At 67.2% G+C, this 12,267-nt stretch carries 10 protein-coding genes and 2 tRNA genes; 4 read left to right on the forward strand and 8 right to left on the reverse strand.

Annotated features, from left to right (window positions below; genetic code table 11):
• Nucleotides 1–20: 20 nt before the first annotated feature.
• The 4 genes from EZM51_RS15245 (at nt 21) to EZM51_RS21315 (ending at nt 3,679) form a co-directional block, all read left to right on the forward strand.
• Complete coding sequence (locus EZM51_RS15245) at nt 21–668, forward strand: NAD(P)H-dependent oxidoreductase (protein ID WP_169053937.1); 648 nt, start codon at nt 21–23, stop codon at nt 666–668.
• A 622-nt stretch (nt 669–1,290) separates the two neighbouring features.
• Nucleotides 1,291–1,632 carry a hypothetical protein gene (locus EZM51_RS15250; RefSeq protein ID WP_136709168.1) on the forward strand — a complete coding sequence of 114 codons (342 nt, stop codon included), beginning with the start codon at nt 1,291–1,293 and terminating at the stop codon, nt 1,630–1,632.
• 1 nt (nt 1,633) lies between these two features.
• Entirely contained in the window at nt 1,634–2,548 is a 915-nt protein-coding gene (locus EZM51_RS15255) for a hypothetical protein (protein ID WP_136709169.1), read from the forward strand.
• A gap of 705 nt (nt 2,549–3,253) precedes the next feature.
• Nucleotides 3,254–3,679: a tyrosine-type recombinase/integrase gene (locus EZM51_RS21315; protein ID WP_349236070.1), complete on the forward strand. Its 426-nt coding sequence runs from the start codon at nt 3,254–3,256 to the stop codon at nt 3,677–3,679.
• On the opposite strand, the gene EZM51_RS15265 is transcribed toward EZM51_RS21315, so the two are convergent.
• From EZM51_RS15265 to dnaN, 8 genes are all read right to left on the reverse strand, one after another.
• Nucleotides 3,670–3,742: transfer RNA gene (locus EZM51_RS15265), tRNA-Ala, on the reverse strand. The two genes, EZM51_RS21315 and EZM51_RS15265, sit on opposite strands and share 10 nt — an antisense overlap.
• 43 nt (nt 3,743–3,785) lie before the next feature.
• A tRNA-Ile gene (locus EZM51_RS15270) sits at nt 3,786–3,859 on the reverse strand.
• Between the two features lie 66 nt (nt 3,860–3,925).
• Nucleotides 3,926–4,330 (reverse strand): DUF3566 domain-containing protein, encoded by a 405-nt coding sequence (locus EZM51_RS15275; RefSeq protein ID WP_136709170.1) that lies wholly within the window; start codon nt 4,328–4,330, stop codon nt 3,926–3,928.
• Nucleotides 4,331–4,336: 6 nt separating this feature from the next.
• Nucleotides 4,337–6,940 carry a DNA gyrase subunit A gene (gene gyrA / locus EZM51_RS15280; RefSeq protein WP_282568150.1) on the reverse strand — a complete coding sequence of 868 codons (2,604 nt, stop codon included), beginning with the start codon at nt 6,938–6,940 and terminating at the stop codon, nt 4,337–4,339.
• Between the two features lies 1 nt (nt 6,941).
• Nucleotides 6,942–8,954 (reverse strand): DNA topoisomerase (ATP-hydrolyzing) subunit B, encoded by a 2,013-nt coding sequence (gyrB, locus tag EZM51_RS15285; RefSeq protein ID WP_136709172.1) that lies wholly within the window; start codon nt 8,952–8,954, stop codon nt 6,942–6,944.
• Between the two features lie 123 nt (nt 8,955–9,077).
• Nucleotides 9,078–9,554, reverse strand: a complete 477-nt coding sequence (locus tag EZM51_RS15290) for a DciA family protein (protein ID WP_136709173.1) — start codon at nt 9,552–9,554, stop codon at nt 9,078–9,080.
• Nucleotides 9,547–10,761: a DNA replication/repair protein RecF gene (gene recF, locus EZM51_RS15295; protein ID WP_136709209.1), complete on the reverse strand. Its 1,215-nt coding sequence runs from the start codon at nt 10,759–10,761 to the stop codon at nt 9,547–9,549. Before recF ends, EZM51_RS15290 begins: the two co-directional genes overlap by 8 nt.
• Nucleotides 10,762–10,831: 70 nt before the next feature.
• Nucleotides 10,832–11,980 carry a DNA polymerase III subunit beta gene (gene dnaN, locus EZM51_RS15300; protein ID WP_136709174.1) on the reverse strand — a complete coding sequence of 383 codons (1,149 nt, stop codon included), beginning with the start codon at nt 11,978–11,980 and terminating at the stop codon, nt 10,832–10,834.
• Between the last annotated feature and the right edge of the window lie 287 nt (nt 11,981–12,267).

Here is a 12,267-nt window from a genome sequence, read left to right on the forward strand (position 1 = left end):
CATGTCAAGTTCTCGCCTGCATGCTCGACGTGGAGGTCATCACCATGACGAGAATCGGCATCATCATCGGAAGCACCCGCCCAGAGCGGGTCGGCGGAACGGTCGGGCGGTGGGTCGCGGACACGGTTCGGCGGCTCGGCACCGACGCGATCGACCTCATCGACCTGGCCGCGGTGGGTCTGCCGTTCCTCGACGAGCCGAGCGAAGCGTCGACCGGCGTCTACGTCCATGAGCACACCCGCGCCTGGGCACGGCGGATCGACGCGCTCGACGCCGTCGTGATCGTGACCGCGGAGTACAACGGGTCGTTCCCCGCCCCGCTGAAGAACGCATTGGACTTCCTCGGTCCCGAGTGGGCCGATCTGCCGGCGGCGATCGTCGCGTACGGCAACACCTCGTCGGGATCGCGCGCCGCCACGGCGCTTCTGCCGGTGCTGTCCGGTCTCGCGATGGTGCACGCGGGCTCGCTCCTCCTCGGACTCCGCGAGCGGCGCACGGATGCCGGCCTGACGCTCATGCAGCGGGACGAGGAGATGCTGGGGTCGCTGATCGATCGACTGCGTCGACTCACGCACGCACGAGAGTCGCGTCGCACTGAGCTCCCCGCGGATCGGGTCCTCTCCGCCGCAGGGCGCCGGACCGACATCGCCGTGGGTGCCGTGAAGTGATCAGCCGGTAGGTACCGGTCGCATCCCCGCGAGCTCACGTCGGGCGTTCCCGCAAGACCACCGGGGTGGAGCCTGACATCCTGCTTGCAAAGCAGGGCTACAGCATCCACGATGGGCCCGGATTCCCGCAGAATCAAGCGAGGGCGGGCACCTCTTCGTGTCATCCCGTGATCGTGAGTTATGGCACGTAGCGGCCCCTAATGGCACGACTCTGGCACGAAAGGAGCCGTCCACGAGCGGCCTAACGTGAGCGACCGAAGGGCGAGGAGGCTCCGCTCGGCCGCCGCTCACGCTAGTCAGGGATGCCCCGCTTGGCGTAGATCGTCTCGCCGAGCCGGGGTGCCGTATGCGCGCGGCGCGAAATCAGGGGATCGGACGACCAGTAGGGTGTGCGAGTGGCGATTAAACCCCTGCCAGAGAACTACCACCGACACATCGTCGGCGAGTTCCGCGAAGCGGGGTGGACGGTGTCGGGGGTCCGCCCCATACTGAAGGCAGTCTGCGGATGCGCTGATCGCCACGTCACCTACATCCGCTCGGGGAATCTAACGCTCGAATACGCCAACTACAAATTGCATTGGCTGTTCAACGAGTCCTGCTACAGTCGCGAATAAGGACGGGGATGAGAACCATGAAGATTCGAGTTACCTCCCGATACAATGTGCGCGCGCATGACGACCTCGCGAGCCACCTTGATGATCTGATGAGCGCGCTTCATCGCATCGAGCAGCAGGCTCGTGACGTCGAGGGTGCGGATGTCGCGGCGGCACTCACAACTGGGATTGTCGACATCAGCGCAGTGGTCACCGCTGACTCGTGGGAAGAGGCAGATCACCGAGCCGCGAAGGTGTTTGCCGACGCCATCCAATCAGCCGGTGGGCGCGTCGCGTCGGATGCGCCCGCGCCTGGCGATGACGAGTCTCTGACTGCGGACATCCGCAGCACCGAGATGGTTCCCGCCTGAATTGGCGGCGAAAGGACCGGCCCGCAAGGAGCGCATCGGCGTCCGCGTCGAGGGATGGTTTCACGACCACTGGCCTGCAATCACCAACTACGCGGGAACGCTGGCGCTCGCGCTGGCGGGCGTGGCTGGCTTCCTCGTCGCCGACCAACCTAGCAAGTCAAGTACGGCGTTCATTCCGTGGTGGCCGTGGTCCGCTGCGACCACCACGGCGGCGCTGCTCGCCGTCGGTGCCGTACTTGTGGGCGCTGGGCTCCTAGGTAGCATCGCCGCGGCGAAGGCGACGAACCGCCTACAGGCTGATCTTGATACCGCCTCCGAAAACTTGCTAGTACATGCGACGGGCATCGAGGCAGTTCTGCGGGCGATCTTGGTGCGAATCTGCACCGATCTGAGCATGTACCGCGACGACACCCGCGCGAGCATCTATGCCCTCGACGGTGCGGAGTTCGTGCTTCTCGCTCGGGTATCGAAGAGTCCGACGCTAAAGATCGGCGGTCGCCCGACCTATCCGTCAGACCAGGGAATCATAGGCCTCGCGTGGAGGCACGGCCGATACAGCATTACGGGCCTGGAGGAAGAGCGTGATGCCTGGGAACGCCAGGCAGTCAGCGAGTACGGGATCCCGCCGGAGATCGCCGCCACCCTTCGTATGCAGTGTCGAAGCATCGTCGGTATTCGCGTCGACGGTGCAGAGCCAGAACTCCACCCACTCGCGATCGTGATCTTCGAAAGCGAGGCGCCGCGCGGAGTCAACGGGAAGACGATCGACCAGATTCTCGCGGCTCGTGCGTGGGAGACGCTCGCCGCCGCGGTCAAAAACATGCAGGCTGAGATAGAGGGCATCGCCCGCGTGCGCGGCGTCCTGCGAACTCCCTCTCTGGGTGCGTCCCAGGATCGCGCCCGGGCCCGCTCCTGACAGACCGCGTCCGATGCGACGCCACCGACTGGATCGCGAACGGCGGCACCCGTGGGAAGTTCGCGCCGAAGACGAAGGCGAACAACGAGGAGTTGCTCGCAGGCCTCCTCCTCCCGTTTCACGACCGTGCACTCTCCACCATCACCCCGGCCGACGTGCGCTCCTGGTACAGCCGCGCGCGCAAGTACCTCCACGACGCAGGCAGGAAGCGAGCCGCCGCCGCCCACGCACGCGCCATCGAAGCCGCGAAGCGCCGAGGGCTTCCGGCCCCTACCGCGCCCGTGGTTCAGACCGGGGAGTCTCGACTCCGGCAGGGGTACACGCTTCTGCGCTCGATCCTCGCCACGGCGGTGCGTCATGGGCTGATCGGCTCGAACCCGTGCCAGATCACGGGGGCCGGTGCGGTGGCTCACCCGGAGCTGACGGCGCTCACTGAAATTCCCCACGTCCGCCCTCATCGAAATTCCCCACCCCGGGTCGCTTCCGCTCATGAGGGCGGGCCTCCTTCGTTGCTGATGGTGTTCGACGCGCACCTGCGCCCTGGTGAACTCGTGGCCCTTCAGCGAGGCGGCGACGGGGACGGTGTGCTGAGGGTGGAGCGACAGACGACCCTCGTCAACGGCAAGCCGGTGACCACCCCCACGAAGACAGGGACCGCGCGGACGGTGGTGCTCCCTCCAAGCGTCGCCGCTGAAGGGGACGCACTTGTCGCGGTCACGCGGGTTCGCGAAGTCGCCCCTATTCCTGCGCACCGATGGGGAGCCGATCATCAATCACGCCCTCGGGCAGGTGTGGAGGAGGGCGGCGCGGAAGGTCGGGCTCGGGCAGTTCCACGTTCACGACGTTCGCCACGCAGGTCTGACGATGGCGGCGCAGGTGGGGGCGACGACGCGCGAACTCATGCCGCGCGCAGGACACCGAACGGCGCGGGCATCGCTCATCTACCAGCACGCGGCGGAGGAGCGGAACGCGACCATTGCGGCGGCGCTCGATGCGCTCTCCTGGGGTGCCATCGGCGGCGCTACTGGCACGGGGATGGCACGAGAGACGATCGGAGGCACGAAAAAGTCCCCCGAGCAGTGGGCTGAGATGCCGTCTGATCAGGGGGAACTTGTGGGGTGTGGAGCCTAGGAGAATCGAACTCCTGACATCCTGCTTGCAAAGCAGGCGCTCTACCAACTGAGCTAAGGCCCCGGAGACGGACGCCGCGACATCCGTCGGTGTGGAATTTTCGGAGTGGGGATACGAGGACTTGAACCTCGGACCTCTTCGTTATCAGCGAAGCGCTCTAACCGCCTGAGCTATATCCCCGAATTCGGCCGAAGGACAGACTACCCGACCGCCGGGCAATCTCCGAATCGAGCCGAAGGCCGGCGCTCAGTTGTTCGTGAAGCCGACGAGCAGGCCGCCCGTGATCTTCACGCTGAGGTTGTACAGCACCGCCACGATGGCGCCGAGCGCAGTGGTGACGACCAGGTTGAGGAGCGCCGCCACGATCGCGAAGCCCATCACGTTGCCGAGGGAGAGCACCGACGTGAGGTCGCCGCTCGAGCCGGCCACGTCCTGAACGAGCGAGTTGACCTGCTCGAAGATGCCCGTGGAGCTCAGCACCGTGTGCACGAGGAAGGTGACGACGATGCTGATCACCGCCAGGGCCACCGCGACGAGGAACGACAACTTCACCGCCGACCAGAAGTCGATGTAGACGAGGCGCAACCGCACCTGCTTCGCCGGGGGTCGGCGGTTCGACTTGCGGGCCAGCTTCTCGGCGACGCTACTCATGGACGGTTACTCCTCCCCCGCGGGCTCGGCCGCTTCGGTGTCTGCGGCCTCTTCCACGAGATTCCGTTCGGAATTCTTCGCGATGGCGATGATCCGGTCGTCATCCGCGAACTTCGCGAACACGACGCCCATCGTGTCCCTGCCCTTGGCGGGAACCTCGGCGACGTCAGAGCGTACCACCTTGCCGCTGGCAAGAACCACCAGCACCTCGTCGGTGCTCGAGACGATGAGCGAACCGGCGAGGTCGCCCCGGTCCTCGCTGAGCTTCGCGACCTTGATGCCGAGTCCGCCTCGTTGCTGCTTGCGGTAGTCCTCGACGCGGGTGCGCTTCGCGTAGCCGCCCTCGGTGACGACGAACACGTAGGTGTCGGTCGCGCTGAGCTTCTGGCCGTTGTCCTCAGCGGTCGGCCCGGCGACATCCGCGTCGGCCGCGGCATCCGACCGATCGACGACGGATGCCTCGAGCAGGCTGTCTCCGTCGCGGAAGCTCATGCCCTTCACGCCCGAGGTCGAGCGCCCCATCGGCCGGAGCGCCTCGTCGGTCGCCTCGAACCGGAGCGACATGCCCTTGCGTGAGACGAGGAGGATCTCGTCATCGTCGTCGGCGAGCATGGCGGAGACGAGTTCGTCGCCCTCGCGGAGGTTGATGGCGATGACCCCGCGCGACCGGTTGGTGTCGTAGGCGGTGAGGTCGGTCTTCTTCACCAGGCCGTCGCGGGTGGCGAGCACCAGGTACTTCGCCACCTCGTAGTCGCGGATGTCGAGGATCTCGGCGATCTGCTCGTCGGGCTGCATCTCGAGCAGGTTCGCGACGTGCTGGCCCTTCGCGTCGCGGCCGCCCTCCTGGATCTCGTAGGCCTTGGCGCGATAGACCCGACCCATGTTCGTGAAGAAGAGGAGCCAGTGGTGCGTCGTGGTGACGAAGAAGTGCTCGACGACGTCGTCGGCGCGCAGCTGTGCGCCGCGCACGCCCTTGCCTCCGCGGTGCTGGGAGCGGTAGTTATCGCTGCGCGTGCGCTTGACGTAGCCGCCGCGCGTCACGGTGACGACCATCTCCTCCTCGGGGATGAGGTCTTCGACCGACATGTCGCCGTCGTAGCCCGGCAGGATGTGCGTTCGACGCTCGTCGCCGTACTTGTCGACGATCTCGGCGAGCTCCTCCGAGACGATCGTGCGCTGGCGCTGCGGCGACGCGATGATCGCCTGGTAGTCGGCGATGAGCGCGGCGAGCTCCTCAGCCTCGTCGATGATCTTCTGGCGCTCGAGCGCGGCAAGCCGGCGCAGCTGCATCTCGAGGATGGCGCGCGCCTGCAGGTCGTCGATGTCGAGGAGCTTCATGAGCCCCTCGCGGGCGTCCTCGACGGTGGAGGAACGGCGGATGAGCGCGATGACCTCGTCGAGCGCATCGAGCGCCTTGAGGTACCCGCGCAGGATGTGCATGCGCTCCTCCGCCTTGCGCAGGCGGTACTGCGTGCGACGCACGATCACGTCGATCTGGTGATCGACCCAGTGCGCGACGAACCCGTCGATCGAGAGCGTCCGCGGCACGCCGTCGACGATCGCGAGCATGTTCGCGCCGAAGTTCTCCTGCAGCTGCGTGTGCTTGTAGAGGTTGTTCAGCACGACCTTCGCGACCGCGTCCCGCTTCAGCACGATCACGAGGCGCTGACCCGTGCGGCCGGATGTCTCGTCGCGGATGTCGGCGATGCCGCCGATCTTCCCGTCCTTCACGAGGTCGGCGATCTTGATGGCGAGGTTGTCGGGATTGACCTGGTAGGGCAACTCGGTGACCACGAGGCAGGTGCGGCCCTGCAGTTCCTCCACCGAGACGACGGCACGCATGGTGATGGATCCGCGTCCGGTGCGGTAGGCGTCGTTGATGCCCTTCACGCCGAGGATCTGCGCGCCCGTCGGGAAGTCGGGTCCCTTGATGCGCTGGATCAGCGCCTCCTGGAGCTCCTCCCGCGTGGCGTCGGGGTGCTCGAGGTACCACTGGGCGCCGGATGCCACTTCGCGGAGGTTGTGCGGCGGGATGTTCGTCGCCATGCCCACCGCGATGCCGACCGACCCGTTGACGAGCAGGTTCGGGAAGCGCGACGGCAGGATCGACGGCTCCTGCGTGTGGCCGTCGTAGTTGTCCTGGAAGTCGACGGTCTCCTCGTCGATGTCGCGCACCATCTCGAGGGCGAGGGGCGCCATCTTCGTCTCGGTGTACCGAGGTGCCGCTGCGCCGTCGTTGCCGGGCGAGCCGAAGTTGCCCTGGCCGAGCGCCAGCGGGTAGCGGAGGCTCCACGGCTGCACGAGGCGCACGAGCGCGTCGTAGATCGCGGTGTCGCCGTGCGGGTGGTACTGACCCATCACGTCGCCGACGACGCGGGCGCACTTCGAGAACGCCTTGTCGGGCCGGTAGCCGCCGTCGTACATGGCGTAGATGACACGGCGGTGCACCGGCTTCAGTCCGTCGCGCACCTCGGGGAGCGCGCGGCCGACGATGACGCTCATGGCGTAGTCGAGGTACGACCGCTGCATCTCCAACTGCAGGTCGACCTGGTCGATCCTGCCGTGCACGCCGAAGTCCTCGCGGTCGTCGTCGGCGCCGGGGTTGATCACGTCAGATGTCAAGGAAACGCACGTCCTTCGCGTTCTTCTGGATGAAGTTGCGGCGGCTCTCGACGTCCTCGCCCATCAGGGTCGAGAAGATCTCGTCGGCGGCGGCCGCATCCTCCATGGTGACCTGCAGGAGCGTACGGGTCTCGGGGTTCATCGTGGTCTCCCAGAGCTCCTGGTGGTTCATCTCGCCGAGACCCTTGTAACGCTGGATGCCGTTGTCCTTGGGAACGCGCCAGCCCTTCGCGGTGCCGTCGGCGACCAGGAGGTCGCGTTCCTTGTCGGAGTACACGAACTGGTGCTCGGCGTTCGACCACTTGATGCGGTAGAGCGGCGGCTGCGCGAGGTACACGTAGCCGAGCTCGATGAGCGGGCGCATGTAGCGGAACAGGAGGGTCAGGAGCAGCGTGGTGATGTGCTGGCCGTCGACGTCGGCGTCGGCCATGAGCACGATCTTGTGGTACCTGGCCTTCTCGGTGTTGAAGTCCTCGCCGATGCCGGCGCCGAACGCCGTGATCATCGCCTGCACCTCGTTGTTCGCGAGCGCGCGGTCGAGGCGGGCCTTCTCGACGTTCAGGATCTTGCCGCGCAGCGGCAGGATCGCCTGGGTCTCGGGGTTGCGGCCCTGGACGGCCGAGCCGCCGGCCGAGTCGCCCTCGACGATGAAGATCTCGGAGACCGACGGGTCCTTCGACGAGCAGTCCTTCAGCTTGCCGGGCATGCCGCCCGACTCGAGGAGTCCCTTCCGGCGGGTGGCCTCACGCGCCTTGCGGGCCGCGAGTCGGGCCGTCGCCGCCTGGATCGCCTTGCGGATGATGTCCCGAGCGGGGCCGGGATTGCGCTCGAACCAGTCGCCGAGCTGATCGGCCGTGACCTTCTGCACGAACGATTTCGCCTCGGTGTTGCCGAGCTTCGTCTTGGTCTGGCCCTCGAACTGCGGCTCGCCGAGCTTCACCGAGATGACCGCGGTGAGTCCCTCGCGCACGTCCTCGCCGGAGAGATTGTCGTCCTTCTCCTTGAGGATGCCCTTCTCCCTCGCGTACCTGTTCACGAGGGTCGTGAGCGCCGCGCGGAAACCCTCCTCGTGGGTGCCGCCCTCGTGCGTGTTGATGGTGTTCGCGTAGGTGTGCACCGATTCGGTGTACGCGGTGGTCCACTGCATGGCGACCTCGAGCGCGATCTTGCGTTCGGTGTCCTCGGACTCGAAGGAGATGACCTCCTCGTTCACGACGTCGGTCTTCTTCGAGCGGTTGAGGTACTCGACGTAGTCGACGAGACCGCGCTCATAGAGGAAGGTGTCGGAGCGGGGGTGGATCGTGATCACCCCGGTCGTCGGGGTGTCGGCGGGGTCGATCTCCTCCTTGCCCGCACGCAGGTCGGTCAGGGTGATACGCAGGCCCTTGTTGAGGAACGCGTACTGCTGGAACCGGGTGCGGAGCGTCTCGTAGTCGAACTCGACGGTCTCGAAGATGTCGGGACTCGGCCAGAAGGTGATCGTCGTGCCGGTCTTGTCGGACGCCCCGCCCTGTGCGAGCGGCGCGTCGGGCACGCCCACCGTGTACGACTGCGTCCACACGGAGCCCTGCCGATGAACCTCGACGTCGAGCCGGGAGGAGAGCGCGTTGACGACGGATGATCCGACGCCGTGCAGTCCGCCCGAGACGGCGTATCCCCCGCCGCCGAACTTGCCGCCGGCGTGCAGCACGGTGAGCACGACCTCGACGGTCGAACGGCCCTCGGTCTTGTGGACGTCGACCGGGATGCCGCGGCCGTTGTCGACCACCCGAATCCCGCCGTCGGCGAGGATCGTCACGTCGATGGCGGTGGCGTACCCGGCGAGCGCCTCGTCGACGGAGTTGTCCACGATCTCATACACGAGGTGGTGCAGGCCGCGCGGTCCCGTGGAACCGATGTACATGCCGGGCCGCTTGCGTACCGCTTCGAGGCCCTCGAGAACCTGGATGTCATCAGCGCCGTATGCCGGCTTCTGTTGGGCCTTCGTGGGTTCGGCTGTCATGTGTGAATCGGGCTCCTGACCGTCATTCTGGCGACCCTTGATCCTATCAAACGGAGGCTCCACCCCGGCCCGGAAGCGCCGATCTGAGGCGATGACTCAGGCTCAGTGACCGAATTTGCCGTCTCAGCCGTAGGTATCGCGTGGACCACGCCCTGGAACCGATCTGGGACCCCTTTTCCAGGTGGGGGCATCCGGTCCTTGGAACCGAATGGTCTCGACTCCCGCATCGGGGCTACGGTCGAGGATGCGCGTGACCAGTTCCGTGCGCATCAGCCGGAGCTGCGTCGCCCACGCCGTGGACTCGCAGCGCACCTGCAGCACCCCGTTCTCGATCGCGATCGCCTCGGAGTGCTTCGCGATCTCCTCCCCCGCGACGTCGGCCCACGAGGCGAGCACCTCGTGCTGCGAGAGGGGCGCCGTCCAGCCGAGCTGGGTCGTCAGGCCGTCGATCGCGTCGCCGAGCGGCTTGGGGTCGCGGCCCGGCGTGAAGGGCTCGCTCCCGGATGCCTCGCGCACCCGGCTTCGGGCCCGACCCGGGCGCGGTCGGGTGTCGCCGAAGATCTCGCGGAAGTGCTGGTAGACGCGCGCCGCCTCAGACATCCGTGGTCTCGCTCTCGACGATGCGGCCCGACTCGATATGCACGATCCGGGCCGTGAGCGGTTCGGGCACGTCCTCGAGCACGGCGGCCGTGACGAGCACCTGCTCGAAGCTGCCGATCGCGGCGGCCAGGCGTTCCCGGCGCAGCCGGTCGAGCTCGGCGAACACGTCGTCGAGCACCAGCACCGGGTCACCCGTCGACGAATCGCGCCGCAACAGCTCGGCCGAGGCGAGCCGGAGCGCGAGGGCGAACGACCACGACTCGCCGTGGCTCGCGTACCCCTTGGCCGGAAGGCCGTTGAGGAGCAGCACGACGTCGTCGCGGTGCGGGCCGACGAGCGTGATGCCGCGCTCGAGCTCCTTCGGGCGCAGTCGGCGCACGGCCTCGGCGAACCGCGCCGCGGTGTCGGTGGGCTGAGGAACCGACGCATCCGCGGGTCGAGGAGCCGACGCAGGAGGCGTCTCGAAACCCGAGATTCCCGCGAAACCCGCCTCGCCGTCGGACTCGCCCCCGTCGATCGACAGCAGCGGACGGAGTTCGGGCCGATGGTCCGCGTCGACGATCGACCGGTACGCCGCGGCGAGCGGCGTAGCGAGATCGCCGATGAGCGCGACCCGCTGGTCGATGATCTCCGACCCGAGCTCGACGAGCCGTTCGTCCCAGATCTCGAGCGTCGGCAGCCTGGCGGCGGCGAGCCCGCGTGCACGTGCGCTCTTCAGCAACGAGTTGCGCTGCTTCAACACGCGGTCGTAATCGGCCATCACGCCGGCGAGCCGCGGCGTGCGCTGCACCAGCAGCTCATCGAGCATGCGGCGCCTGACCGACGGCTCGCCCCGCACGATGGCGAGGTCTTCGGGTGCGAAGAGCACGCTGTGCGCGTACCGGGGAAGCTCCCGGGTCTTCACCGGCGAGCGGTTGAGTTGCGCGCGGTTGGCACCCTGGCGATTGAGCTGCAGTTCGACGAGCACCTCGCGGTCGCCGTGCGCCATGAGCGCGCGGATGATCGCGGCATCCGCCCCGGCTCGGATGAGCGCCTGGTCACCGGAGACCCGGTGCGAGCCCAGCGTGGACAGGTACCCGATCGCCTCGACGAGATTCGTCTTGCCCTGGCCGTTGCGGCCGACGAACACGGTCGCACCCGGCCCGAGAGCGAGTTCGGCGCGCTCGTAGTTGCGGTAGTCGGTGAGGGAGAGCCGGGCGACGTGCACGCTGGACTCCCTTCGATCACGCGGCATCCGGGAGCCTCCACGCTACCGCCGACCGCCGACCTCGCCGGCCTCAGCGCAGCAGGAGGTTGGGTTGCAGCAGGTACCGGTACGTGTCCGAGCCGGCCTGCTCACGCGACGACTGACTCGTGATGAGCACCGGGCCGGGCTTGTTGGGATTCTCGGTCTTCGTGAACGAGATGCGCACGAACTCGGAGTGCACGGCACCGAGACCGTCGAGCAGGAACTGCGGCTTCAGCGACACGACGGTCTCGTCGCCGGTGAGGATGGCGTCGATCGATTCGGACGCCTGCGCCTGCTCGCTGCCGATCGCCTCGAGGGTGAGTCCGTCGGCCGTGAACGTGTACCGCAGGGCGGCCTCGCGCTCGAGCACGAGGGCGACACGGCGGGTCGCCTCGATCAGCTCGGCCGTGTTCATGACGGCGTAGTTGTCGACCGTCTCGGGGAACAGTCGCCGCACCGGCGGGAAGTTGCCCTTGATGAGCAGCGACGTGACGGTCTTGCGGTCCGCGCTGAAGGCGATGAGCTCACGATCGTCGCGACTGGTGATCGAGATCGAGATGGTGCCGGAGTGGCCGAAGGTCTTGCCGACCTCCTGCAGCGTGCGCGCCGGCACGAGCGCCGTGAGCGTGTCGTCGCCGGCCACCGCCCCGCCGTCCCAGTCGATCTCGCGCACGGCGACCCGGTACCGGTCGGTGGCGACGAGTCCGAGGTGGTTCTCGCGCACCTCGAGCTGCACGCCCGTGATGACCGGAGTCACGTCGTCTCGGGATGCCGCGACCGCGACCTGCGCGACGGCGGTCGCGAACTCCTCGGCCGGCACGACGCCCGACTCGCCCGAGATCTCGGGGATCGACGGGTATTCCTCGACCGGCATCGAGAGCAGGGTGAAGTTCGAGGAACCGCAGCTGACCGAGATGCGGGCGTCTTCGGTGGTCACGCGCACGGGGGCGTTCGGGAGGCGCCCGGCGATCTCGGCGAGGAGCCGGCCGGAGACGAGCACGGTGCCGGGCTCCTCGACGTCGGCCTGGATCTCGGTCTGCGACGACACCTCGTAGTCGAACGACGAGAGCACCAGCCCCTCGTCGTTCGCCTGGATGAGGATGCCCGAGAGGATCGGCAGCGTCGTGCGCTGGGGCAGCAGCTTGACGGCGAAGGAGACGGCCTCACTGAAGACGTCGCGATTGACCTGGAACTTCACGGTTCTCCCGTCGTGGATGGCGCAGTCGTGGGTTCCCATGCTATCCGCAGGCCCCCCGCGACGGCGGGAGATTCGATGGCCCCGAATGCGACAGTCCGGCAGCCGACTCGAATGTTGTCGGGTCCCCTGGTTAACCAGTTCTCTCTTAACGGTGTTAACCGCTGTGGAAACTGTGGATGGTGTGCAGCGATCCGCGGAATGACGCCCGAGGAGGGGCATCCGATCTGTGCACAGTGTGTGGGCTTCGCATCGGATGACGCAGGTCGGCGATGAGCGTCGCACCGAGT

It is taken from the genome of Agromyces sp. H66 (assembly GCF_004959775.1).
GTDB lineage: Bacteria > Actinomycetota > Actinomycetes > Actinomycetales > Microbacteriaceae > Agromyces.

Coding starts and splice junctions, on each gene's coding strand:
- EZM51_RS15250 (WP_136709168.1), top strand. CDS start 1,291: ATGAGAACCATGAAGATTCGAGTTACCTCCCGATACAATGTGCGCGCG.
- gyrB (WP_136709172.1), bottom strand. CDS start 8,954: ATGACAGCCGAACCCACGAAGGCCCAACAGAAGCCGGCATACGGCGCT.
- EZM51_RS15275 (WP_136709170.1), bottom strand. CDS start 4,330: ATGAGTAGCGTCGCCGAGAAGCTGGCCCGCAAGTCGAACCGCCGACCC.
- EZM51_RS15290 (WP_136709173.1), bottom strand. CDS start 9,554: ATGTCTGAGGCGGCGCGCGTCTACCAGCACTTCCGCGAGATCTTCGGC.
- EZM51_RS15245 (WP_169053937.1), top strand. CDS start 21: ATGCTCGACGTGGAGGTCATCACCATGACGAGAATCGGCATCATCATC.